The 23976-nt window shown below is 48.8% G+C and carries 24 protein-coding genes; 3 read left to right on the plus strand and 21 right to left on the minus strand.

What is annotated here, in order from left to right; genetic code table 11:
* Positions 1 to 250: 250 nt before the first annotated feature.
* The 10 genes from IE181_RS12740 to rpiB form a co-directional block, all read right to left on the minus strand.
* Positions 251 to 745 (minus strand): hypothetical protein, encoded by a 495-nt coding sequence (locus tag IE181_RS12740; RefSeq protein ID WP_191253511.1) that lies wholly within the window; start codon positions 743 to 745, stop codon positions 251 to 253.
* A gap of 17 nt (positions 746 to 762) precedes the next feature.
* A complete protein-coding gene (gene thiL, locus IE181_RS12745) occupies positions 763 to 1704 on the minus strand; it encodes a thiamine-phosphate kinase (RefSeq protein ID WP_191253513.1) in 942 nt (313 codons plus the stop codon).
* 12 nt (positions 1705 to 1716) lie between these two features.
* The gene (gene nusB / locus IE181_RS12750) at positions 1717 to 2175 is read right to left on the minus strand and encodes a transcription antitermination factor NusB (RefSeq protein ID WP_191253518.1); all 459 of its coding nucleotides are present in this window, start codon (positions 2173 to 2175) and stop codon (positions 1717 to 1719) included.
* The gene (locus IE181_RS12755; RefSeq protein WP_191253520.1) at positions 2175 to 2609 is read right to left on the minus strand and encodes a 6,7-dimethyl-8-ribityllumazine synthase; all 435 of its coding nucleotides are present in this window, start codon (positions 2607 to 2609) and stop codon (positions 2175 to 2177) included. Before IE181_RS12755 ends, nusB begins: the two co-directional genes overlap by 1 nt.
* Positions 2610 to 2626: 17 nt before the next feature.
* A complete protein-coding gene (gene ribB, locus IE181_RS12760) occupies positions 2627 to 3730 on the minus strand; it encodes a 3,4-dihydroxy-2-butanone-4-phosphate synthase (protein ID WP_191253522.1) in 1104 nt (367 codons plus the stop codon).
* A gap of 2 nt (positions 3731 to 3732) precedes the next feature.
* Entirely contained in the window at positions 3733 to 4335 is a 603-nt protein-coding gene (locus tag IE181_RS12765; protein ID WP_191253524.1) for a riboflavin synthase, read from the minus strand.
* Between the two features lie 9 nt (positions 4336 to 4344).
* Positions 4345 to 5445, minus strand: coding sequence for a bifunctional diaminohydroxyphosphoribosylaminopyrimidine deaminase/5-amino-6-(5-phosphoribosylamino)uracil reductase RibD (gene ribD, locus IE181_RS12770; RefSeq protein ID WP_229819423.1), 1101 nt, complete (start codon positions 5443 to 5445; stop codon positions 4345 to 4347).
* Between the two features lie 5 nt (positions 5446 to 5450).
* Positions 5451 to 5912 carry a transcriptional regulator NrdR gene (gene nrdR, locus IE181_RS12775; RefSeq protein ID WP_191253526.1) on the minus strand — a complete coding sequence of 154 codons (462 nt, stop codon included), beginning with the start codon at positions 5910 to 5912 and terminating at the stop codon, positions 5451 to 5453.
* Between the two features lie 93 nt (positions 5913 to 6005).
* Positions 6006 to 7298, minus strand: coding sequence for a serine hydroxymethyltransferase (gene glyA, locus IE181_RS12780; RefSeq protein ID WP_373308372.1), 1293 nt, complete (start codon positions 7296 to 7298; stop codon positions 6006 to 6008).
* 47 nt (positions 7299 to 7345) lie between these two features.
* A complete protein-coding gene (gene rpiB, locus IE181_RS12785; RefSeq protein WP_191253530.1) occupies positions 7346 to 7783 on the minus strand; it encodes a ribose 5-phosphate isomerase B in 438 nt (145 codons plus the stop codon).
* Positions 7784 to 8441: 658 nt separating this feature from the next.
* Between rpiB and IE181_RS12790 the strand changes: the two genes are divergently transcribed.
* A complete protein-coding gene (locus IE181_RS12790) occupies positions 8442 to 8813 on the plus strand; it encodes a Ros/MucR family transcriptional regulator (protein WP_229819425.1) in 372 nt (123 codons plus the stop codon).
* 59 nt (positions 8814 to 8872) lie between these two features.
* Here IE181_RS12790 and IE181_RS12795 read toward each other — a convergent pair whose 3' ends face one another.
* From IE181_RS12795 to IE181_RS12805, 3 genes are all read right to left on the minus strand, one after another.
* Positions 8873 to 9097 carry a DUF6898 family protein gene (locus IE181_RS12795; RefSeq protein WP_191253534.1) on the minus strand — a complete coding sequence of 75 codons (225 nt, stop codon included), beginning with the start codon at positions 9095 to 9097 and terminating at the stop codon, positions 8873 to 8875.
* A 9-nt stretch (positions 9098 to 9106) separates the two neighbouring features.
* The gene (hemA, locus tag IE181_RS12800) at positions 9107 to 10324 is read right to left on the minus strand and encodes a 5-aminolevulinate synthase (protein ID WP_191253536.1); all 1218 of its coding nucleotides are present in this window, start codon (positions 10322 to 10324) and stop codon (positions 9107 to 9109) included.
* 182 nt (positions 10325 to 10506) lie between these two features.
* Positions 10507 to 10986: a MarR family winged helix-turn-helix transcriptional regulator gene (locus tag IE181_RS12805; protein WP_191253537.1), complete on the minus strand. Its 480-nt coding sequence runs from the start codon at positions 10984 to 10986 to the stop codon at positions 10507 to 10509.
* 187 nt (positions 10987 to 11173) lie between these two features.
* Between IE181_RS12805 and hemB the strand changes: the two genes are divergently transcribed.
* Positions 11174 to 12160, plus strand: a complete 987-nt coding sequence (gene hemB / locus IE181_RS12810) for a porphobilinogen synthase (RefSeq protein ID WP_191253538.1) — start codon at positions 11174 to 11176, stop codon at positions 12158 to 12160.
* A 52-nt stretch (positions 12161 to 12212) separates the two neighbouring features.
* On the opposite strand, the gene IE181_RS12815 is transcribed toward hemB, so the two are convergent.
* From IE181_RS12815 to IE181_RS12835, 5 genes are all read right to left on the minus strand, one after another.
* Positions 12213 to 12956, minus strand: a complete 744-nt coding sequence (locus IE181_RS12815) for an RNA methyltransferase (protein WP_191253539.1) — start codon at positions 12954 to 12956, stop codon at positions 12213 to 12215.
* 3 nt (positions 12957 to 12959) lie between these two features.
* On the minus strand, positions 12960 to 14297 hold the full coding sequence (gene cysS / locus IE181_RS12820) for a cysteine--tRNA ligase (protein ID WP_191253540.1): 1338 nt from the start codon (positions 14295 to 14297) through the stop codon (positions 12960 to 12962).
* Entirely contained in the window at positions 14294 to 15616 is a 1323-nt protein-coding gene (gene gltX, locus IE181_RS12825; protein ID WP_191253541.1) for a glutamate--tRNA ligase, read from the minus strand. Before gltX ends, cysS begins: the two co-directional genes overlap by 4 nt.
* A 40-nt stretch (positions 15617 to 15656) precedes the next feature.
* Positions 15657 to 17309 (minus strand): NAD+ synthase, encoded by a 1653-nt coding sequence (locus IE181_RS12830; protein WP_191253542.1) that lies wholly within the window; start codon positions 17307 to 17309, stop codon positions 15657 to 15659.
* A gap of 66 nt (positions 17310 to 17375) precedes the next feature.
* On the minus strand, positions 17376 to 18749 hold the full coding sequence (locus IE181_RS12835) for a class II 3-deoxy-7-phosphoheptulonate synthase (protein ID WP_191253544.1): 1374 nt from the start codon (positions 18747 to 18749) through the stop codon (positions 17376 to 17378).
* A 207-nt stretch (positions 18750 to 18956) separates the two neighbouring features.
* Between IE181_RS12835 and IE181_RS12840 the strand changes: the two genes are divergently transcribed.
* Complete coding sequence (locus tag IE181_RS12840) at positions 18957 to 19628, plus strand: HAD family hydrolase (protein ID WP_191253546.1); 672 nt, start codon at positions 18957 to 18959, stop codon at positions 19626 to 19628.
* A 29-nt stretch (positions 19629 to 19657) separates the two neighbouring features.
* Here IE181_RS12840 and IE181_RS12845 read toward each other — a convergent pair whose 3' ends face one another.
* The 3 genes from IE181_RS12845 to pepN all read right to left on the minus strand — a co-directional run bounded on the left by IE181_RS12845 (position 19658) and on the right by pepN (position 23963).
* A complete protein-coding gene (locus IE181_RS12845) occupies positions 19658 to 20587 on the minus strand; it encodes a nicotinate-nucleotide--dimethylbenzimidazole phosphoribosyltransferase (RefSeq protein ID WP_191253548.1) in 930 nt (309 codons plus the stop codon).
* A gap of 75 nt (positions 20588 to 20662) precedes the next feature.
* Positions 20663 to 21064, minus strand: a complete 402-nt coding sequence (locus tag IE181_RS12850) for a helix-turn-helix domain-containing protein (protein ID WP_191253550.1) — start codon at positions 21062 to 21064, stop codon at positions 20663 to 20665.
* 241 nt (positions 21065 to 21305) lie between these two features.
* The gene (pepN, locus tag IE181_RS12855) at positions 21306 to 23963 is read right to left on the minus strand and encodes an aminopeptidase N (RefSeq protein ID WP_191253552.1); all 2658 of its coding nucleotides are present in this window, start codon (positions 23961 to 23963) and stop codon (positions 21306 to 21308) included.
* Positions 23964 to 23976: the final 13 nt, after the last annotated feature.

The following is a 23976-nucleotide window of genomic DNA, read 5'->3' on the forward strand; positions in this document are numbered from 1 at the left end:
TGTATCGTCTTCATGACAAACTCCGCCCCTGTTACACAGTCGAAATACCTCCCCCAACTAATCCCAATACCGGAGATATACGACCCTTTCACCTTATGAGTGAAAAACCAGTCTGGCAAGTGACTCTTTTTTTGAACCCAAAATACGGCAAGTTTCTATTGCTGCTTGAAACACAGATCAAAAGCACAAGAAAAAAGGTGCCTTGTTCAGAAGACACCCTCAAAAACGTTATTCACAAATCGCAGTAAGACTATCTTGAAATTCGCATAGCCTTGGTAACGGTCAAGTCGTAAATGACCCCCTTGCCTACTACAGCCTCGGCCTTTTCTTTCAAGACTTTTGATGCTTTTTCAAAGTCAAGCTCGGCACCGCTGTCTTCACGCATCAGATTGACAGTACTGATTGTCGCAATAAATTCATGCTTTAAGCGACTTTCCATACTTGTCACCTTGTCAACAGCTGCCGTGCCGTCCACTTCGATAGATAAGTCGACAGTATAATTACCAATGAAAACAGACCGTCCATCCCGTTTGATATAAATAGGGATAAGGACCTCTTTAAACTCTACAACCTGCAGATCTTCAGGCGCCGTAACTTCTGCAACTTCCTGAGTTTCGCTACCATCATCTTCAGGCATTAAAAAGAATACCGCAGCCCCACCGATACCTAGCCCTAATACAAGCCCTACGATCAGAAGCAGTTTGCTACTGCCAGAACTTTCGCCTTTTTCATTTTCTTCGGACACTCTTTAATCCTTGCTCGTTAAAAATGCTGAAATCCACTGCGCGATACCTTAACGGGATTATTATCCAAATCAAGAAGGGTCACCTCTGCCCCGTCAATAATTTCCCCAATGATTGAAACCGCTGCATGGCCGCTTTCAAGTTCAGCTCTATATTGCGCAGGCACTGTGAAAACCAATTCATAATCGTCGCCACCAGACCAGATAAGAGGTCTATACTCTGGCATTGAAGCAAGAACAGCATTTGCATCATCCGAGATTGGCAACGCTGCCTGCCGAACAACTGCGCCGACACCAGATGCCGTACAAATATGCCCCAGGTCAGCCAACAAACCGTCAGAAATATCTGCAGACGCAGTAGCAACCTTCCTGATAATCGGGACCATGTCCTGCCGCGGCACCGGCCGCTGATAGTTTTCAAGCAAATGCTGGTTCGCCGGAATGTTACCCTGCGCTGCCAACAACCCCAATGCGCCGTCTCCAAGCGTGCCTGATACGCATACCAGATCACCAACGCGTGCTGTTGACCGCTGGATCATGCCGCCTTTTGGAACGGTCCCAATCAAGGTTATGGAAAGCATAATTGCATCCGGACTGCGGGTCGTATCCCCCCCTGCGAGCGACAGGCTGTATGTATCCTGCATGTCTGCAAGCCCCTGCGCAAATGCCGCGAACCAGTCATCAGAAACCCCACTGGGCACAGCCAGCCCTAAATAGTAAAGGTAAGGGTCTGCCCCTTTGGCTGCCAAGTCTGAGAGATTCACCGCCAATGCCTTCCGAGCCAAAGTATCGGCGGGGTCGCTTGAGAGAAAATGGACATTCTCGATCAGAATGTCCTTGGTAACAACAAGATCAACTCCCTCGGGCGGGGAAATCAGGGAAGCATCATCAAGCAGCGACAAGCCTTCAAGCCCAGCAAGCGGCCTGAAGTAAGTTTCGATCCGCTTGAACTCACCTGACATGATCTCTTTTCCTTAGGTCCTCACGGACTTGGCGATTTTGTCCAGAACACCATTGACGAAAGAAGCTTCTGACCGTTCGAAAAACGCATGAGCAACGTCGACATATTCATTGATAATGACAGGTGTTGGCACATCTGGACGTGCAACCAGTTCGTAGCTGCCCGCACGTAAAATTGCGCGCACGATTGCTTCAATACGGTCCAAAGACCAATCAGCAGAAAGATTTGGTGTGATCAGGCCATCCAGTTCGTCCCTGCGACCACTAGCGCCTTCGACAACATCGGCAAAAAGTTTCTCGTCAGCGTGAACATAAAGATCACCTTCGATTTCCTGCCCAAGCCGGTGCTTGATATATTCTTCAATCACAAAAACAGGCTTTTGATCGACAAAAAGATCAAGTTGATACAGTGCCTGCACCGCAGCCAGACGTGCTGCGCTTCTGGGGCCGCCTTGTTTTGGTGTTTGGGTCATTAGCTTTTCACTCCAAATTCAGTTTTCAGCTTTGCCATACAAATTGCGGCATTCGCTGCGTCAGCCCCCTTATTCTTCTCGCTACGGTTTGCCCGTGCCCATGCCTGATCAGCATTTTCAACGGTCAAGATTCCATTACCTATAGCGATATTATGCTGAAGTGCCAGATCCTGCAGACCCCGTGCACTTTCCCCACATACATAATCATAGTGTGTCGTCTCACCCCGGATCACACAGCCCAGAGCCGCATACCCATCGTAGGCTACCTTATCGCCGTCGTGTGCAAGCTTGATAGCTGCTGGAATTTCAAGTGCACCCGGCACAGAAATGCGGTCCCACGTACCACCAGATGCTTCAATCGCCTCAATCGCGCCAGCAGCCATTTCGTCTGCCAGATCACCGTAAAACCGTGCTTCAACAATCAATATTTTCATAACAAATATTACTTTCTTTAGGATGCCGGGATGATACGCTGATCAACGATTTCCAGATTATATCCTTCAAGACCAACAATATGGGACGGTGTATTAGACAGCAAAATCATTTTGCGAACGCCTACGTCCCGTAAAATCTGTGCGCCAATACCGTAGTCCTTAAGCGCTGCCTCTTTGGTTTTTGCTTTTGGCTCGGCATTGATTTGTTCTGATGGTCGCTGGACCGTCATGCCTGGGAATAGAACCACCACGCCTTTGCCTTCGTCTTCAACAGCCTTGAAAGCACGCTCCAACTGCCCCGTTCTTGGGCTATCAATGCCGACCAGATCCTCATACGGGTTCAAGGCATGCATCCGGCATAAAGTTGGCTCGTCTGGCTGTATGTCGCCCAATACCATTGTTACCGTCTCCCGACGGTCTGCCGGAGAATTATAGACAAAAACATTCCACTCTTTACCGGATTTACGCCGCATGGTGGTTTCCGCGATGCGTTTGATCAGATTGTCATATTTCAAACGGTACGCGATCAGGTCGCGAATAGTGGCAACCTTCAATCCATGTTCTTTTGCGAACTCTACCAGATCCGGCAACCGGGCCATTGTCCCATCATCATTCATGATCTCGCAGATAACAGCAGACGGGTTTAACCCTGCCAGACGCGAAATATCGACAGATGCTTCTGTATGTCCTGCGCGAACCAATACGCCGCCTTCTTTTGCTGTCAGTGGGAACACGTGTCCAGGAGTAGCAATATCCGCGGCGCCCTTGGAACCATCAATCGCAACTGCAATAGTGCGCGCACGGTCAGCCGCAGAAATACCCGTTGATACACCTTCTCTGGCTTCGATAGAAACGGTGAAAGCGGTCTCATGGCGACTTTGGTTATTACTGCTCATCGGCTCTAAACCCAGTGCAGCGATACGGTCTGCCGTCATTGGCAAACAAATCAGGCCACGACCATACTTAGCCATGAAATTCACAGCCTCTGGTGTCGCCATCTGCGCAGGGATGATCAGATCACCTTCATTTTCCCGATCTTCATCATCAACAAGGATATACATTTTGCCGTTTCTGGCATCCTCGATGACATCTTCAATGGGGGACAGAAAATTATGGGGCATATCTAATCCTTATTATTCAAACGCGATACATACCGGGCCAGAACGTCAATCTCTACGTTGACCTCTGTGCCAGTCTTCATAGTTTTAAAGCTGGTAACATCCTGTGTATGCGGAATCAAATTGATTGAAAAAACAGTGGCGCTGTCTGCGGTATCAACGACTTCGTTAACTGTCAGGGATGCCCCCTCAATCGCAACGCTGCCTTTCTTGGCAATGAACCTTCCAATCGTTTGGGGCACTGATATTTCCATCAGAACAGATCCACCAACGTCATCAAAGGTAACAATTTCACCAACAGTGTCTACATGACCAGTAACGATATGCCCCCCCAGTTCGTCACCAACCTTTAAAGACCTCTCCAGGTTTACGAGTGTGCCTTTTTCCCAATTTTTCAAGGTAGTTACACGAAGTGTTTCATCCGACACATCAGCAGAAAACCAGTCTGTACCCTTATCAACCACCGTCAGGCACACACCTGAACACGCGATAGAGGCACCGATATCTACACCAGCAAGGTCATAAGATGTTTTAATTCTAATATTCAAGTCGCCGCGCTGCTCCAACGCAATGACTTCGCCAACATCTGTAATAATTCCAGTAAACATGGGGTTCAGTTACTCCGACTTCACATAGGATGCAAGTAAATCCATCCCAATTGGCATCTTCGTGATCAAATTATAGTGTGGTGCTGTTTCAAGTACAGTCAAATCAAAGCCCGCGATTGCAGCAATGCCGTCACCGCCCAGTATCTTAGGAGCGATGAAATGCTCAATTCTGTCTACAAAACCTGCGTTCATGAAGCTGGCATGTATTTGCCCGCCCCCTTCCAGGAGAACACGGGTCAATCCATTGTCTGCCAAACACGCAGATACAGCAACAATGTCCCGCGTATCCTCAATAGAAATGAGCCTGACACCGTGACTGATCAGCGCCGTAGCATGATCGGAACCAACATTGGCAGACGTTAGAACCCAAACCGGTACGGTCTGCGCTGATGACACCAGCTTGCTATCAGTAGACAGACGCAGCTTACTATCCAGTACAATACGAACGGGGGAACGGCCTGATAGCCCCGGAAGCCTACAGCTGAGATCAGGGTCATCCTTCAGGGCCGTACGAATACCGATTAATATAGCATCATGGTTCGCCCGCAGCGCATGGCCCATATTTCTGGCCTTCGCGCCGGTAATCCATTTGCTATCACCAGTTTTCGTCGCAATCCGTCCATCCATACTTGTTGCCATTTTCAGCGTGTAAGACGGACGGTTAGCTTCTTTTGCCAGCATGAAACCCAGATTTATGTCACGTGCCTCTTTTGCCAGCAGACCAACATCCACCTGGATGCCAGCCGCCTTCAGCATATCAATACCGCGGCCGTTGACACGCGGATCAGGGTCACCGACAGCAACGACAACTCGTTCAACACCCGCGGCTACCAGAGCCTGCGCACACGGGCCAGTCTGTCCAGTATGCGAACACGGCTCCAGCGTCACATAAGCGGTTGATCCTTTTGCTGCAGAGCCAGCCTGGTCCAGCGCAACGGTCTCAGCATGAGGGCGGCCACCCGGCTTGGTATTACCGCGTCCAACAATAGTTGTTCCTTGCACCAATATACAACCAACCGCCGGATTAGGAGCCACAAGCCCTAAACCGCGACGCGCCAGGCTAAGAGCCTGGCGCATATATTTCACATCAATGTCGGAAAAAAGGGTCAATGACTTTATTCCTCTGAAACCTCTGACATTTTCCCCAAGAAGTTGGCAAAATCTGACGCTTCACGGAAATTACGGTAAACAGACGCATATCGCACGTATGCCACCTGATCCAGCCCGTCTAACCCTTCCATAACCAGGCGTCCGATTACCTCTGAGTCTATCTCGCTCTCACCCATTGATTCAAGCTGACGCACAATACCATTAATCATACGCTCAATACGTTCGGCCTCTACTGGCCTTTTACGGAGAGCAATATCAAGTGAGCGTTCCAACTTGTTTCGATCAAAAGGTACGCGACGACCATTCTTTTTCAGAACAGTCAACTCACGCAGTTGAACCCGCTCAAAAGTTGTAAAACGAGCACCGCATGCTACGCAGAATCTGCGACGTCTGATGGCAGACTTGTCATCCGTTGGCCTGCTGTCTTTTACCTGCGTGTCTTCATTCTGACAAAATGGGCACCGCATTAACTTCCCCTTCGCTCCCCCAAAGATTACCCCGAAAAAATACTATGGCCACCAAGCACCAAAAGCTACTCGGCGGCCATACTCTAGACTGTATTAAAGGTCCGTGTAAATCGGGAAACGCTTACAAAGGTCTTCAACCTTTGCACGCACAGCTGCTTCCACAGCACTGTTATCTTCTGGGTTCGCTGCCAAACCGTCAATCACTTCGGTAATCAAATCGGCAATCTCGATGAACTCTGCTTCACTGAAACCCCGTGTTGTGCCTGCAGGCGTCCCAAGGCGGATACCAGACGTAATGAATGGCTTCTCTGGGTCAAACGGCACGCCGTTTTTGTTACAGGTCATATGTGCACGCTCAAGCGCTTCATCCGCTGCTTTACCCGTAATTTTTTTCGGGCGCAGATCGACCAGAACAACGTGTGTATCAGTGCCGCCAGAGACAATATCAAAACCGTTTTCTTTCAAACGATCCGCGAGAGCAACAGCATTTGCCTTCACCTGCTTCGCATATTCTTTGAATTCTGGCTGCAATGCCTCGCCAAAAGCAACTGCTTTCGCGGCGATAACATGCATCAGTGGACCACCCTGCAAGCCTGGGAATACTGCACTATTTAGCTTCTTGCCCAACTCTTCACTTTTGGACAGGATCATGCCGCCACGCGGACCACGCAGAGTTTTATGTGTGGTTGTTGTCACGACATCAGCAATTTCGACCGGGTTTGGATGTTCCCCACCGGCAACCAGTCCCGCAAAATGCGCCATATCTACGAACAGATACGCACCAACAGCATCTGCAATCTCGCGGAAGCGACCAAAATCAATCTCACGTGGGTATGCAGAGCCGCCAGCAATAATCATTGTTGGCTTATGCTCTTTCGCCAGCGCCTCTACCTGGTCATAGTCAATCAAGGCAGTGTCACGACAAACGCCGTACTGGACAGCATTATACCATTTCCCGGACAGTGCAGGCGGTGCACCGTGTGTCAGGTGTCCACCGGCATCAAGAGACATTCCCATAATTGTGTCGCCAGGCTTGGTCAGCGCAAGCATGACAGCGCCGTTTGCCTGTGCACCGGAATGTGGCTGCACATTCACGTAAGCAGCGCCAAAAAGCTCCTTGGCACGGTCAATCGCCAACTGCTCGGCAACATCAACGTACGCGCACCCCTGATAATAACGACGCCCAGGATATCCTTCTGCATACTTATTCGTAAGCACCGTACCCTGTGCTTCCATCACAGCACGGCTTACAATATTTTCAGATGCGATCAATTCAATCTGCGTTTGCTGACGATTAAGTTCGCTATCAATTGATGATTTAAGTGCAGGATCGGCATCAGCCAGAGTTTTTGTGAAGAAGCCCTCAGGGGTAAAGTTGCTCATCATAGTATCCTTATAAATTTAGCGTAATAAAATACCGGGAAAGAGAAGTGTTAAGACATTTTATCGATGCGGCGCTGGTGCCTGCCACCCTCAAACTCAGTCGATAGAAATGCATCGACACAGTCTTTTGCTGTTTCAATACCAATCAACCTTTCGCCAAGGGCAAGAACGTTTGCGTCATTATGTTGCCGGGACAGACGTGCAGACAAGCCGTCATGACATAGTGCCGCACGCACAGCAGGATTTCGATTGGCAGAAATGGATATCCCTATCCCTGATCCACATACCAAAATCCCGAAATCAGCCTGTTTGTCGGCGATTGCGACGCCCATGGCCTGCCCAAAGTCAGGATAATCCACTGACTCTGAACCATTGGTTCCAAGATCAAGGGTTTCATACCCTTGTTCTTCAACATATGACTTTAAATAGCTTTTTAATTGATACCCTGCATGGTCACTGGCAAGAGCAATAATTTTTGAGTGAGACATTAGGCATTCCTTCTCACGAATTGACTGAAACGCCCCTAAAGAGCGGTCTTGGAGCCTCATAACACAAGTATTTCATGAACCCAAGAACCTATATCCTATTTTACGAAGATATTACGAACCCCATAACTATTATCGATAACCGCAACTACAACGCAGTAACCTTACCCCATATTCCAGGCAGGCATGTTGATTACATACCTGCCCCCAAATACGGCAGAAAGGCAAACACCCTAAAAGACGTCTGTCACCCCGTAATCTTTCAGAGGCGACATGACAAAAAAACTCATTCCGTACCGTTTTTTGAAATTTTAGATAGAATCGATTCAATTCATGTCATTATAGTTAATGCCAAATAAACTAACAATTAGAACCTTGTTTTAATTAATTTTTTTTGACTTAAACTAATTGTTAGTAATTCAAAGACTACTAATAAAATAATTAAGGAGGATGATTTCGATAAATTTAGGCGTGAATACAAATGATTATTAATACCATAAAGTAATTGCCTTTAATTTGTTGAATTGTCAGAACTAAATAACATCTTATTTAAAATAAATTGCGCAAAAATTTGTACAATTCGAATATTACCAACGTGTTGGAGTGTCAATTAATGAGGGAAAACCAAGTAAGCTTGCCCACCTCAGATTCCATTGCAGGAATGGTTACAAAAATAGTTGCAGCCTATGTAAGTAACAATACAGTGGCGACCATTGACCTTCCTGATCTGATCAAAACCGTCCATCAGACTTTGAACACACTGGTCGACACCCATAAAGATAATGCGGCGCCCCAAAAACCCGCCGTACCGATCAAGAAATCATGCTTCGATGACTATATTATCTGTCTGGAGGATGGCAAAAAACTTAAAATGCTGAAACGCTATCTGCGTACGCAGTATGGTATGTCACCAGAAGATTATCGCGCCAAATGGGGCTTACCTGCTGACTACCCCATGGTTGCACCTAATTATGCAGCCAAGCGATCTCAATTCGCGAAGAAAATTGGCTTAGGAAAAAACAAAAACGCCTAATTTAATAGGCGTTTTTTTCTCAGAGAACCCTTAGCCTGCATGATACTTCACAGTTGGTGCTATGCCAGAATTCCTTTACCACCACTTGGAGCGTTCTTCTCAGCGTCTTTTTGAAGCACATAAGCAAGTTTTCGAACTGCCAGGTTCTCCAGTTCCTTTTTGGACGCCTTAGGGTCCCCAACAATACTGACTTCCCTGCCCGTCACCGTGCATACCGCTGTAACCTTAACAGCGTTGCCGATTGTGATAAATTCAATAATAACATCTTGTGGGGTTGAAGCCATGTCTGCCCCCTAGGCAGCTTTCCGAACCAAGTTCAGGCGTTCCCAAATATCGCAAAGAGAGCGCACCAGATCATCCATCACATTGTCATCATGCAGCGGACCAGGAGTAAATCGCAAACGTTCTGTCCCTTTTGGCACGGTTGGGTAGTTAATTGGCTGCACATAAATCCCGAATTCATTCAGCAGGATATCCGAAACTTCCTTACACAGTACTGGATCACCAATGAAGACAGGGACAATATGACTTTCACTGTCCATTACCGGCAAATTCGCTTCTTTGAAACGCTTTTTAAGCTGTGCAGCACGTTCCTGATGCTTCTCACGCTCTGCTGAGGATCCTTTCAAGTGTTTTACACTTGCATATGCACCAGCTGCCAGCACAGGGCTAAGAGCTGTTGTAAAGATAAAACCGGATGCATAGCTGCGTACAACATCTACCAACATTTTGGATGACGCAATGTAGCCACCCATAACGCCAAATGCCTTACCAAGCGTACCTTCAATAATGGTCAAACGGTCAGCAAGACCATCCCGGTCAGATACACCGCCACCACGAGGACCATACAGCCCAACCGCGTGCACCTCGTCCAAATACGTCATGGCACCGTATTTATCGGCAAGATCACAGATCTTCTCAATTGGTGCGATATCACCATCCATTGAATAGACAGATTCGAACGCAATCAGCTTCGGCGCGAGAGGGTCAGCAGCCATAAGCAATTCTTCAAGATGGTCCAAATCATTGTGGCGGAAAATATGCCGTTCAGCACCACTGTTACGAATCCCCTGAATCATAGAGGCATGATTAAGCTCGTCTGAAAATATCACGCAACCTGGCAGCAGTTTAGCCACTGTTGAAAGCGTCGCTTCGTTAGAGATATACCCGGAAGTAAAGAGAAGCGCTGCTTCCTTACCGTGCAGGTCAGCCAGTTCGTTTTCAAGGAGCACGTGATAGTGGTTCGTACCAGCAATATTTCTGGTCCCTCCAGCGCCAGCACCCGTTTCATCCAGCGCAGTGTGCATGGCTTCAAGAACCTTTGGGTGCTGTCCCATTCCCAAATAGTCATTAGAACACCAAACAGTGATCGAACGAGCATTGTCGCCCGCGTCATGGCGTGTCGCCCGCGGAAAATCTCCGCGGTGACGGGTAATGTCTGCAAAAACGCGATACCGCCCTTCGTCACGAATGGCTTTTATTGCGTCTGAAAATATCTTTTCATAATCCATAGTCTTGTGTTTCCCGCGCCTGACGCATCCGGTACTATTTCATGTCATAATACTGACAGAAAACTCTTTACGCAATCATAACGAAAAGGTCCAGCTATCATTTTGCAGCATTTTGTCGCAGGAAAACATATAGGACTTTGATCTATATCAGTCAGCACATTTATGATGTGCCTACGAATTCACTACAGGCCAAAATGAATTTTGTCTGACCAGAACCGTTCCAGATTACGGAGATTGCGGCGCAACAACTTCAGGTCCTCAGCTGTCATCAATTGATCTTCCATCAATTCTTTCAGGTGCTGTTTATATAAACTATCAACCAGTTCGCGCACTTCATACCCGGAATCTGTCAGACTGATGCGCACAGCACGGCGATCATAATCTGATCGTTCATGGCGAAGGTATCCCATTTCTACCAGCTTCTTCAGATTATAGGAAACGTTCGAGCCCTGATAGTATCCACGGCTTTTCAGCTCCCCTGCTGTCATCTCGTTTTCGCCAATGTTATAGATCAGCAGTGCCTGAACAGGGTTAAGGTCCTCGCGGCCAATCCTCTCCAGGTGATTTTTAATAACATCAAGAAGACGACGGTGCAGGCGCTCCATCAGTGACAAAATATCCAGATACAGAAATTTTGGGTCATTAAAATCATATTCGTTCATGCTATATTCTCTTCATTAACTTGATGCTTCGACATTTTTGACAATTTTTATATCTATTTAACATAAGTACTAACGGATTATTAAACTTAAAATTCTAACAAAATCGTAAACGAGCTTGTATTTGATCCATCAAAATACAATAACCAGACCACGGACGATATAGTAAAATACAGTAAGGCCAACAATTATGACGCACTTTCCTGCAACTCGCTTAAGACGCCCTCGCGCTTCAGACTGGTCAAGACGCATGGTCAGAGAGACCGCTCTTACGTGTGATGATCTGATTTGGCCGATTTTTGTAAAAGAAGGCACTAGCATCACCGAACCCGTGAAATCCATGCCCGGTGTAAATCGCCTCAGTATTGATAAAGCGGTAGACGCTGCAAAAGAAGCGGCAGACCTAGGCATTCCGTGCATCGCGCTTTTCCCCAATACGCCTGATACACTGCGAAGTGAACATGGTGACGAAGCGCTGAACCGGGATAATCTTATCAACAATGCCATGCGGGCCATCAAAGACGCGGTACCGTCTATTGGCCTGCTTGCTGATGTCGCACTTGATCCCTACACAAGCCACGGACAGGATGGCCTGGTACAGGACGGCAAAGTCTTGAACGATGAAACAGTTGGCATACTTGTGCAGCAGTCTGTTCTACAGGCCGAGGCAGGCGCAGATATCATTGCCCCAAGCGACATGATGGACGGCAGAATTGGCGCCATACGCACAGAATTGGATAAGGCAGGCTTTAGCCATGTTCAAATTATGGCATATAGCGCCAAATATGCCTCTGCCTTCTATGGCCCTTTCCGGGATGCAGTTGGCAGTACGGGCGTGCTGAAAGGTGACAAAAAGACCTATCAGATGGACCCTGCCAACCGACTGGAAGCAATCCGCGAGGTAGAACAGGATATTGCCGAAGGGGCAGACAGTGTAATGATTAAGCCCGGCATGCCTTATCTGGACATTATTCGGGAAGTAAAAGACACATTCGGCGTTCCGACATTTGCCTATCAGGTATCTGGAGAGTATGCGATGTTGCTAGCCGCCGCACAAAATGGCTGGTTGGCAGAAGATGCCGTCGTTCTGGAATCGCTACTGGCATTCAAACGTGCGGGTGCTGATGGAATTTTGACCTATTTCGCACCAAAGGTTGCGCGCCTTCTAAACGGGTAAATGCCCTACAACCATTCACCACCGCCAGCGGAACAGCTGGCGACGGCGTGAACTATGTATCAGAGCTGTCTGGCGCATCCGGACGCGCAAGTGATTTGATAATACCGCGCCACGTCTGCACCTGCTGGTGTGATGGGGCCGCACTTTGAATAAGATTACGCAGTGTACGTCTTTGGGTATCCCGGCGATCTTCAGACTTGAAATACCCCTTGGCCGCTAACTCCCGCTCCATATGCTGCATCAAACCGATCAGTTGATCCTTACTAGCAACACCGTCTTCATAAGCGGGCTGAACATCAGGTGTTTCATCCCGGCACTGATCAAACTCATAGGCACATAGGATAACTGCCTGCGCCAGGTTCAGACTTCCAAAATCCTTATTAACCGGAACAGTTAGAATAGTATCGGCACAGACAACATCATCATTCGTGAGCCCAGATCTCTCCGGGCCAAACAGAATTGCAGGCCGTGTGCCGGCAGCAATTGCGGCATGCATCCGCTTGCCAGCTTCACGCGGGGTTACGACCGGTTTTGCCATGCCGCGTTCACGCACAGTGGAAGCAAACACATGTGTGCAGTCAGCTACAGCCTCTTCGACGGTAGCAAATACTTGCGCCTGATCCAGCACAATATCAGCACCCGATGCACTTGGACCCGCATCTGGATTTGGCCAACCGTCACGCGGCGCGACCAAACGCATATCTGTCAGACCAAAATTCAGCATGGCACGCGCAGCTTTACCGATGTTTTCACCAAGCTGGGGCCGAACCAAAATTATCGCGGGTTGATGTGTCATCTCTTATGCCTTGCGCCATCCGGTGGCACCTGCACCGTCTTCAAGAACAATACCCTTCTCTGTCAACAGATCACGGATCCGGTCAGATTCAGCAAAATTCTTTTCAGCGCGTGCCTGATTTCTAGCTGCGATCAGCTCCTCGATTTCCTCGACGGTAATTCCATCCGGCGCATCACCTTTAAACCATTCATCCGTGGATGATTGCAACAAGCCCATAAACTGGGCTGCGGCTTTCAGCTCAGCCGCCGTAGCAACATCTGCCAGCGCATCAATCTCAGACAGCGCTTTCGGTGTATTCAGATCATCACTCAGTGCGTCAACAACAGCTGCCGGGACCGTGTCCGCAGCCTCAACTCCGTCGGTTAATCTGTACCATTTATCAAGACGGCGTTTTTGTTCGCGCACAGTCGACAGGCTGAAATCAACAGGCTGTCTATAGTGTGCTGTCAAGAGGCTAAGACGCAGTGCTTCGCCATTTTCACCACTTGCGATCAAATCATGGACCGTATGAAAGTTGCCAAGTGATTTAGACATTTTCTCGCCATCAACTGTCAGATACCCATTATGCATCCAGTAATTGACAAAGGTTTCGCCGTGAGCACATTCACTTTGTGCGATTTCATTTTCGTGGTGCGGGAATATCAAATCCTGCCCGCCGGCATGAATATCAATCGTCGTTCCCATATGCTTTTCGATCATGCAGGAACATTCAAGATGCCAGCCCGGACGCCCTCTGCCCCACGGGCTAGCCCAACCCGGCTGGTCTTCAGTCGATGGTTTCCACAGAACAAAGTCAGCAGGATCACGCTTATAAGGCGCGACCTCAACCCGTGACCCAGCTACCAACTCATCCCGGCTATGACGCGACAGACGCCCATAATTTTCCATGCTTGGCACATGGAACATCACATGACCTTCTGCTTCGTAGGCATGCCCTTTTTCAATCAAGGCCTGCATCATCTTGATCATTTGCGGCAAATGCTCAGTCGCACGTGGTGTAAGCGTTGGGTCAAGCGCATTAAGCGCCTTCATATCCGCGATGTAGGCTTTTTCATACCGTTTGGAGATCGTCTTGATGCCCACGCCTTCATCCGCAGCGCGCAGCATGATTTTATCATCAATATCGGTAAAGTTACGGGCATAGGTAACATGGTCCGTCCCGTACACATGCCGCAGCAGCCTGAATAACATGTCAAACACAACAACCGGACGTGCATTACCAATATGCGCATAGTCATATACGGTCGGCCCACAAACATACAGCCGCACATTCTTCGGATCTATTGGCGTGAATGTCTGTTTCTCCCGCGCCAGGGTATTGTAGATCCTGATAGGTGTCATGCCGCTTCGCCAGTCAATCGTTTCAGGACTTTCTCCCGCCCGATCAGGGGCAAAATAGATGCCATATCAGGACCAGCTGCCTGCCCGGTCAAGGCAAGTCGTAGCGGCATAAACAGCCCCTTACCTTTCACGCCGGTTTTATCCTTGATCGCTGCGGTCCACACACCCCAGTCCAGATCGCCATCTGGCAGCAGTTCTGCACAAACTGCCATATGATCAGCATCTTCAATAACCGGCGTTACAGGACCATTGATGATCTTGGTCCATTCCGTCACATCGGAGAGCTTCTTCAGGTTTGGACGCACTGTGTTCCAGAATGCTTCATCAACACCGTCCAATCGGTCTTTGACGGCTTCGAATGGAGTGTCGTGCAAAATCTTCGCATTAAGGATGTCTAGATCAGCTGCATCCAGTTTGGCAGTACCACGGCTGAATTTCCCAAAATCAAAACCTTCTATCAGTGGCTCAGGCGTTACAAATGCCTCGACCGGCTCACTGGTTCCCACACGCGCCATCAACGAGACAACAGCCATTGGCTCAAGCCCTGCTTCATCGCGGTATTCACCAATAGACATAGCGCCGTGACGTTTGGACAAGCCTTCACCGCCCTTGCCAGTCATCAAGGCGAAGTGCGCCATCTCTGGTGCCTTGCCGCCAACAGCTTCAAATATCTGCACCTGCACGGCCGAGTTGGTCACATGGTCTTCACCGCGCACAATATGTGTAATGCCGTAATCCACATCATCCACAACACTTGGCAGTGTGTACAGAAAACTTCCGTCACCGCGGATCAGAATTGGATCACTTAAAGAAGCCATATCAATGGATACTTCGCCCCGGATCAAGTCAGTCCATGTAACCGTTTCTGGCGTATCCAGTTTAAACCGCCAGTGCGGTTTGCGCCCCTCTGCTTCATAGGCTGCAATATGCTCCGCTGTCAGTTTCAGACCTTCACGGTCATACACCGGCGGCATGCCGCGACCCAGCTGGATTTTTCGCTTCATATCCAGTTCGTCGGCGGTCTCATAGCAGGGATAAAGACGTCCCTCAGCCTTCAGCTTTTCGACGACTTCATTGTACCGATCAAAACGGCTGCTTTGGGAAAAGGTTTCATCCCAATTCAATCCAAGCCACTGCAGGTCAGCACGAATGGCATCTTCATTCTCCTGCGTGGATCTGTCGAAATCTGTATCATCAATACGTAGAACAAACGTACCGCCTTGCTGACGCGCGAACAGCCAGTTGACGAGCGCAGCCCGAATATTTCCAAGATGAAGTTTCCCCGTAGGAGACGGAGCAAAACGAACCTTAACAGACATGTTCAATTCCTGACTTATCGACTTTGGACTTTCATCCGGTTTATTTGCGGGCGCTGCGGAAACCATTCGTAATGGGATACCGACGATCACGTCCAAAATTCTTCTTTGTAATTTTCACACCGGGTGGTGCCTGGCGTCTTTTATATTCGGCGATGTACAGCAGGTGCTCGATCCTTGCAACAACAGATGCATCATACCCGCGTGAAATCACCTCGGACACCGACATTTCCTGATCAACCAGACAGTGCAGCATATCATCCAGATCAGGGTACGGTGGCAGGCTATCTTCATCCTTTTGGTCTTCCCGAAGTTCGGCTGTCGGTGGTTTATCAATAATATTGACAGGGATCACCTCACCAGAAGGGCCAAGACCACCGGCGGGAACATTTTCATTCCGCCAGCGCGATAGGGCAAAGACATCCATCTTATAGACGTCCTTAAGGGGATTATAACCGCCACACATATCGCCGTAGAGTGTCGCATAGCCAACCGACATTTCGGATTTATTACCCGTGGTCAGCACCATGTGGCCAAATTTATTAGACAGAGCCATCAAAGTTACAGCCCGTAAGCGCGACTGGATATTCTCTTCTGTCGTATCGGGTGTGCAGCCTTCAAAGCTGTCTGCCAGCATACTATCCAGTGCATCCACACCAGCCTTGATTGGAATAACCTGATAGTTAACGCCGAGCGCCTTTGCACAGGCTTCCGCGTCCCCCAGACTTTCACCCGATGTATATTTGGACGGCATCATAACGCAGTGCACCTTATCAGCACCCAGCGCATCCACAGCAACCGCCGCCGATAAAGCACTATCAATACCACCTGACAGACCAATCAGAACACCAGGAAACTTGTTTTTGCGCACATAATCGCGAACCCCCGTCACCATCGCCTGATAAATCGACAGCATGCGGTCTTCGTCAGGATCAATTTCACTGCCAACAGGCGCACCGCCCAGGACCTCTACCAGAACGCCGTATTCCTGCCAGCGTTTCATCTGCATGGTTATCGCACCGTCCCCGGCCATGGCAAAGCTGGCCCCGTCGAAGACAAGTTCATCCTGACCGCCAAGCTGATTACAAAACAGCAGCGGCAAGCCTGTTTCGTGCACTCTTTTTTGTGCCTGATGCCGTCTTTCTGCTTCCTTACCTTCGTCATAAGGGCTGCAGGTTGGTACAAGAAGTATCTCTGCTCCCAATTCAGTCAAGGTTCTGGCGCAGTCATCAAACCACATGTCTTCGCAGATCAATACACCCAGCTTTACGCCCCGAAACTCCATCGGATGGGGGCGCCCACCGCTTGCAAAGACGCGTATTTCATCAAACACACCATAGTTCGGCAAATGACTTTTCAGGGTTACATCCTGTATTTTACCGTCGGCCAACAGAATTGCGGCGTTATACAGTATGCCATTTTGAAGCCACGGGCTCCCCACCAGCAATCCCGGACTGCCCTCCCCAGTGGTGAGTGTCGCCAGTTCCTCAACAGCCGCGATGGCTGACCGCTGAAAGAACGGCTTTAAAATCAAATCTTCAGGGGGATAACCGACAACGGACAGTTCTGGTGTCAGAACAAGATCTGCCCCTAAGTTTACCGCTTCGCCGTAGGCACCGCGTATCAGGGCGACATTATGCTCGATCGCCCCGACAGTTGGATTCAATTGCGCCATATAAATACTAAGGTTTTCCATGCCTCGCTTTTTACAGCGACTTTCACTGCATTCCAAGTATTTAACGGGCAGTTCAGTAAATATCTGCTATGCAGCTACTGTCTGACCGAGGGCTTCACGTTCTTCCTTCAGAGCTTCTGCCACCAGAAACGCCAATTCAATTGACTGGCTGGCGTTCAGACGCGGATCACAGTGCGTATGATAGCGGCTTGCTAATCCTTCTTCGGTAATAGCAACCGCACCGCCCGTGCATTCGGTTACATTTTGACCCGTCAATTCCAGATGGATACCACCGGCGTACGTACCTTCTGCACGGTGGCAGGCAAATACATTCTTTACTTCCTGAATAACACGGTCGAACGGGCGTGTCTTAAAACCACTGGAAGCCTTGATGGTGTTACCGTGCATTGGATCACACGACCAGATAACCTTTTTGCCTTCACGCTTTACAGCCTGCAATAACGCGGGCAGATGCTTTTCAACATTATCCGCACCAAAACGAGTGATCAGTGTCAGGCGACCTGCCTCATTCGTCGGATTCAAAAGATCAATCAAACGAAGCAGATCATCAGGGTCAGTCGTGGGGCCAACCTTGGAAGCAATCGGATTGGAAATACCGCGCATAAATTCCAGATGCGCACCGTCCAGCTGTCGCGTACGGTCGCCGACCCACAGCATATGTGCCGATGTATCGTACCAGTCACCGCTCGTGCTATCTACCCGGGTCAAAGCTTGCTCGTAACCAAGCAATAGTGCCTCATGTGACGTGTAGAAGTCAGTGCCCTGCAACTGGCGCACGTCATTCGGGTTCACACCACACGCTTCCATGAAACTAAGTGCCTTACCGATATCTTCGGCAAGTGCAGCGTATTTTTCGCCCGCCCCGCTTGCCTGCACGAAATCCAGGTTCCATTTATGCACAGACATCAGGTTTGCATACCCGCCCTGTGCAAATGCCCGCAGCAGATTCAGCGTCGCAGCCGCCTGCGAATATGCACGCAGCATCCGTTCTGGGTCAGGAATGCGGCTGCCTTCGTTAAATTCGATGTTATTGATGATATCACCGCGGTAACTTGGCAGTTCAACACCGTCTACAGTTTCCGTGTCAGCAGAGCGCGGCTTCGCGAACTGACCGGCCAGACGACCAACTTTAACAACCGGGCAGCTAGCAGCAAAGGTCAATACAACAGCCATCTGCAGGAGAACCCGGAAGGTATCCCGGATATTATTTGGATGAAACTCTGCAAAGCTTTCCGCACAGTCACCGCCCTGCAGCAGGAAACCGCGGCCCTCGGCGACTTCAGCCAACTGACTTTTCAGACGACGCGCCTCTCCTGCAAAGACAAGAGGGGGATAACTGGCTAACTGCTTTTCTACATCCTGCAATTTCTCCTGATCCGGATACTCAGGCACCTGAATGACAGGGCGTGATTTCCAACTTTCCGGGGTCCAGTTACTCATCGTAATATCCTTTGGTCCAACCTACAAATTCTTCATCAAAATGCCGTATTATAAAATTTCGTATTTTATACATGGCACGCAAGATTTTTATGCACTATAGATCATGAGCAAGCCATAGAAGCAAGGCGAAAATGTGCCTGATTGCGCCATTTTTACCAATTTATTGTGCATTGCACGCCAAGATTTTCTTAAGCACGAAAGTTACAAATGAAACCGCATCAATTTCCCGTAAATTCCATTTTATTTGACCTGGACGGAACGCTTGTGGACACTGCCCCGGATCTGCACCGAGCAACCAACCATGTCATGCAAGAAATTGGGCGGCCAGCCATCGACATTGATGACGTCCGGCACATGGTTGGCCAAGGTGCGAAGAAACTTATGGAACTTGGCCTGGAAGCAACCGGCGGCATGAACGGTCACGACCTGGATACCTTGCTGCCAATCTTCCTTGAATATTATGCTGACAATTTAGCAATTGATAGCCAGTTATATCCTGACACTATCGGGATGCTGGAAACCCTTACGGGCAAAGGCATCAAACTGGCAGTTTGCACCAACAAGCCAGCGTATCTGGCTATACCGCTGCTGGAAGCATTAGGGATTGCAGATTTTTTCCCGGTCATCACCGGCGGAGACACGTTCCCGTTCCGCAAGCCAGACCCACGACACCTCCTGGAAACGCAGAAAAAACTGGCCTGTGATGGCCCCAGCCTGATGGTGGGTGACAGTATAAATGATATTGCAGCCGCCAATAATGCACAGTGGCCATCAGTCGCCGTTTCTTTTGGCTATACAGATATTCCCGCGGCGGAGCTTGGCGCAAGTGTGACGATTGATAGCCTGATCACGCTGCCAGATTTAATCTGCAAAGCCTAGTCAGGCTAAAAGTACCGCCAAAAACTGTACTATAATTTTGCGGGGACGCTTTGCAGGTCAGTGGCCGCGCCAAGTACACCCGCAGCCACAGCAATTGCACATCCAGGGCCAGCGCCCAGTGCATCTGACAGTAATGGCGGCAATCCGACCTTCTGCAGAATAAACGTTGTGCCATCTAGGGGCTGCGCCGCAAACTTGCAGTGCGCAATACTTGTTGGATCAAGGGACCACAATATAGTTGCAGCGGCCAGCGCACCAATACCTTCCAGCACCAAGGGAATACGGCGACTACGAGCAGCAATGATGCCGCCAACAATAGCCGCGATTTCCCGTCCGGCAAAAGCCTGCAGTAAGTTGAGGCTGTCGTCATCCGCATGCCCGTCATAGGCAGCAATAAGATCTTCTGTACGACTACGCAGGGTATCATCAAGCCCCGGAATGTCCGATGGCTGGATATCAAGCGTCAAGCATATAAGCGCAAGCGCATTGGCTTCATTGCCAAACGCAAGATCAGACAGGCCAAGCAGGTCGGCATCAACGGCTGCTGCTTCCATTCCAAACGCAACTGCTGCCATACAGTCTTGTTCTGACCAGTCTGGGGACGCAGGGTTGACAGTAAACGGCATCGTCGGGGCCATTTCCAAGACGCGAAGCCCAATACCGCGCTGAACACACAGATAATTGACAGGCGCCCTGCCCTTTGATGCCGCCCCAATATAATTGGTTATGACCTCAGGTTCCGCACCACCGACATAGCTGCTTGCAATCAGGCAAATATGCGTTTCCGCCAGATTTGGCTGTGATTTCCCCTGCCACTCTCCTAACCAGAACAAATAATCGGTCAGAGCACCCGATAAATTTTTACCGTCAAGTGCCGGACGAATCTTTTTAATGGCGCAACTGTCCGGTGCCGGTAACTGTTTAATCAAACCTCGGAGATCATCAAAAGGAGAGTTCATTATTTAATCCTGTAATAAAACAAAAGCGCGGCACAAGCAGCACCACGCTTCAAATAGCTAGTACGTCAAGAAGGCTTACATGCCGTACTCGTCTACACCACTAGACAGCAAACGGGCAAGCCCGAGAACTTTTTTCCGTACCCGAGGGTCCGCAATCCGGTAGTATGCTTCAACAAGTTCCTGAGTTTCCTGACGCTCGAAAGCATCACCTTCAAGACCTTCAGGCATTGGATTATACCCAGGAAGCCGCGTTTCAGCACCTTCAAAAAAATAAGCGACAGGAACACCAAGAGCACTGGACATACGGAAAAGACGACTAGAGCCTATCCGGTTAGAACCTCTTTCGTATTTTTGAACCTGCTGAAATGTTACACCCAGTTCCTTGCCGAGTTGTGTCTGAGACAAACCGAGCATTTTACGGCGGGCTCTCACACGACTGCCAACATGGACATCTATTGGATCAGGAGTTTTATTCATATGCTTTCTTTCCATTTAAAACAGGTACAACAGTCACATAATTAAGCTTATGAGTGTACCGTATTATTAAGAAATAGGGCACTTATAGGTAGAGTCAAATGCGGAATATTATTTTTCCTTGTGTGCATACTCAAAGTAGCCCTTAAATTAACCCCCAAATTGTCTGAATTTACCAGAGACGTTCTGCTCTACGTAAGGTAAATCAATTAAACGTCTCGGTTTTAGAAAACACTTTCTACTTTCACGTAGCAAGCGATTTGGCTACCAGTTCCCCAACATCATCACTAATGTGTTTGGCATTTAAAATGGCATCCAATGATGTCTTCATAAGCTTTTGACGGTGTGGGTCAAGCTTTTTCCACCTTCCAAGGGGTGCGACAAGTCGCGCTGCCACCTGTGGGTTGACTTTATCCACCTTTACTATTATTTCCGCGAGAAAATTATACCCACGGCCATCATTTGCATGAAAATGCCGTTGATTTTGACCCGCAAACACCATCACCAAAGACCGCATACGATTTGGATTCGTCAGTGAAAAGTCCGGATGGTCTATCAAGTTTACGATATTTTCAAGAGCATCATCCCGACGTGACATAGCCTGTGCCATGAACCATTTATCGATAACAAGATCCTCGCCTTTCCACTGATGATAGAAATTAGCGAGTATTTCATTTCGGCACTGGAACTCACTACTGGCAATCACAGACAGTGCTGCAAATTGGTCTGTCATGTTGGTTGCATTATTATAATGCTCACAGCATACGTCTTCTCCACTCGACGTCTGCTTTATAAAACCGAGAAGTGTATTAGATAGACGCCGCAACCCTTTACTATTCTTGTCAAGGCTGTATTGCGCTTGATTTTCAAGCATTTCGCGACACTTTTTATATCTTTCGAGCACTATGTCCCTATGTGCATCAGCGACCTGGGAAATGAACTGCGTTCGGGCCAGATAGATTTCCTCTGGCTTGATAACATCCATATACTGTCCAAGGTCATTTTCACTGGGCAGTAGTATCAATTCTGCAATGAAGGCCGGGTCTGCACTCTCGTCAGCAAGCACAGTACCAAACGCATCAAGTACATCCTTATCCACCGTTTCCTGCGCCTTGCCATCTTTATAGCTATCAACCAGTCGCAAGATTTCCACACGTAACAGATCCTGCGTAATATCCCAGCGCGCAAACGGGTCGCGATCATGGCTCATCAAGAAAAGCTTCTCTTCTTTGCTTAGATCATGCTTCAAATGGACAGGGGCGGTAAAAGTGCGCAATAAACTTGGAACACTTCCCGTTGGAACATCTTTAAAACGGAAAGTCTCTGTGCTGTTACTAATCTCCAACAGGCAGCCATCTTCCTGCCAGACACCATTGCTGCACGCAGGCTCCAAAGGCTCACCGTTTGGCCCGATCCAGCCCATTAAGAACGGCAAATGATTTGGCTCTTTCTCTGGCTGCCCTGGGGTTGGCGGACATGATTGATGCACGGTTAAAAGGATGTCGCCACCATCCCGTTCACGGGTGACCGTCAGCGTTGGGGTTCCTGCCTGTGAATACCATAGCTTAAACTGGTCCAGGTTTTTGCCACTTGAATCCTGCATCGCAGCAGCAAAGTCATCACACGTCACCGCCTGTCCATCATGACGGTTGAAATATAGTTCCATTCCCTTACGGAAAGCCTGTGCGCCGATCAACCGGTGCATCATCCGAATGACCTCAGCACCCTTGTTATATACAGTCGCCGTATAGAAATTATTGATTTCTACATAGTGATCAGGCCGAACGGAATGCGCGAGTGGCCCTGCATCTTCTGGAAACTGTGCTGCCCGAAGTAAGCGCACATCATCAATACGTTTCAAGGCACGAGAACCGAGATCACTTGAGAATTCCTGATCGCGGAAAACGGTCAACCCTTCTTTCAGACTAAGCTGGAACCAATCCCGGCAGGTAACGCGGTTACCAGTCCAGTTATGAAAATACTCGTGGCCAATCACGCCTTCCACATGGTCAAAATCAGCATCGGTCGCCGTCTCCGGGCTTGCTAAAACATACTTGGTGTTAAAAACATTCAGGCCCTTATTCTCCATAGCGCCCATATTAAAATCGCCAACGGCTAAAATATTATAAACATCCAGGTCATATTCGAGGCCGAATACATCCTCATCCCATTTCATAGAGGCCTTAAGCGCGGCCATCGCATGATGACACTTCTCAAGATCTGCCTCGGCGGCATATATATTCAAATCGACGCGTTTGCCGGATTTGGTCTTGTATGTGTCTGAAAGAACACCCAGATTGCCTGCCACGACTGCGAACAAATAACTTGGCTTGGGGTATGGGTCATACCATTCAGCGAAGTGTCTGCCTTCTGGCAGGTCCCCTGTCTTGCCGGGGTTTCCGTTTGATAGCAGGATTGGATACCGTGCTTTATCAGCTTCAATACGCACTGTGTAGACTGCCATAACGTCTGGACGGTCAGGGAAATAGGTGATGTGGCGAAAACCTTCTGCTTCACACTGGGTACAAAAGTTGCCGCCAGACTTATACAAACCTTCGAGGCGAGTATTGTCGGCAGGATACAGTTCCGTTTGTATAGTCAGTGTAAAAACATCCGGCACAGATTTTACTGTCAGCGTTTCCTCGGTTACAACATACGCATCTTCACCAAGCAAATGCCCATCAAGATTGACAGACAGCAGTTTCATAAACTCGCCGCCATTTAGCACCAGGTTAGACTGGCCACTATCCATCCGTTTATAAGTTACACGGGATGTTACAATCGCCGTATCCTCATCAAGATCGAACAACAAGTCTACAGTTTCAGCCATAAAAGCCGGCGACGTATAGTCTTTCAGGAAAATTTCCTGTTTAACTCCGGAAGTATTCAGTCCTGCATCCACGGTAAAACCCCTT

The sequence above is a fragment of the Kordiimonas sediminis genome (assembly GCF_014656395.1).
Taxonomy (GTDB): domain Bacteria; phylum Pseudomonadota; class Alphaproteobacteria; order Sphingomonadales; family Kordiimonadaceae; genus Kordiimonas_A; species Kordiimonas_A sediminis.

Bases quoted from the DNA above. Each gene is read 5' to 3' on its own strand.
- IE181_RS12830 (WP_191253542.1), bottom strand. From the start codon at position 17,309: ATGGAAAACCTTAGTATTTATATGGCGCAATTGAATCCAACTGTCGGG.
- IE181_RS12845 (WP_191253548.1), bottom strand. From the start codon at position 20,587: ATGAACTCTCCTTTTGATGATCTCCGAGGTTTGATTAAACAGTTACCG.
- nusB (WP_191253518.1), bottom strand. From the start codon at position 2,175: ATGACCCAAACACCAAAACAAGGCGGCCCCAGAAGCGCAGCACGTCTG.
- IE181_RS12840 (WP_191253546.1), top strand. From the start codon at position 18,957: ATGAAACCGCATCAATTTCCCGTAAATTCCATTTTATTTGACCTGGAC.
- hemB (WP_191253538.1), top strand. From the start codon at position 11,174: ATGACGCACTTTCCTGCAACTCGCTTAAGACGCCCTCGCGCTTCAGAC.
- thiL (WP_191253513.1), bottom strand. From the start codon at position 1,704: ATGTCAGGTGAGTTCAAGCGGATCGAAACTTACTTCAGGCCGCTTGCT.
- nrdR (WP_191253526.1), bottom strand. From the start codon at position 5,912: ATGCGGTGCCCATTTTGTCAGAATGAAGACACGCAGGTAAAAGACAGC.
- IE181_RS12765 (WP_191253524.1), bottom strand. From the start codon at position 4,335: ATGTTTACTGGAATTATTACAGATGTTGGCGAAGTCATTGCGTTGGAG.
- glyA (WP_373308372.1), bottom strand. From the start codon at position 7,298: ATGATGAGCAACTTTACCCCTGAGGGCTTCTTCACAAAAACTCTGGCT.
- IE181_RS12815 (WP_191253539.1), bottom strand. From the start codon at position 12,956: ATGACACATCAACCCGCGATAATTTTGGTTCGGCCCCAGCTTGGTGAA.
- IE181_RS12755 (WP_191253520.1), bottom strand. From the start codon at position 2,609: ATGAAAATATTGATTGTTGAAGCACGGTTTTACGGTGATCTGGCAGAC.
- IE181_RS12805 (WP_191253537.1), bottom strand. From the start codon at position 10,986: ATGAACGAATATGATTTTAATGACCCAAAATTTCTGTATCTGGATATT.
- hemA (WP_191253536.1), bottom strand. From the start codon at position 10,324: ATGGATTATGAAAAGATATTTTCAGACGCAATAAAAGCCATTCGTGAC.
- IE181_RS12835 (WP_191253544.1), bottom strand. From the start codon at position 18,749: ATGAGTAACTGGACCCCGGAAAGTTGGAAATCACGCCCTGTCATTCAG.
- IE181_RS12790 (WP_229819425.1), top strand. From the start codon at position 8,442: ATGGTTACAAAAATAGTTGCAGCCTATGTAAGTAACAATACAGTGGCG.
- rpiB (WP_191253530.1), bottom strand. From the start codon at position 7,783: ATGTCTCACTCAAAAATTATTGCTCTTGCCAGTGACCATGCAGGGTAT.
- cysS (WP_191253540.1), bottom strand. From the start codon at position 14,297: ATGACACCTATCAGGATCTACAATACCCTGGCGCGGGAGAAACAGACA.
- gltX (WP_191253541.1), bottom strand. From the start codon at position 15,616: ATGTCTGTTAAGGTTCGTTTTGCTCCGTCTCCTACGGGGAAACTTCAT.
- IE181_RS12795 (WP_191253534.1), bottom strand. From the start codon at position 9,097: ATGGCTTCAACCCCACAAGATGTTATTATTGAATTTATCACAATCGGC.
- ribB (WP_191253522.1), bottom strand. From the start codon at position 3,730: ATGCCCCATAATTTTCTGTCCCCCATTGAAGATGTCATCGAGGATGCC.
- IE181_RS12850 (WP_191253550.1), bottom strand. From the start codon at position 21,064: ATGAATAAAACTCCTGATCCAATAGATGTCCATGTTGGCAGTCGTGTG.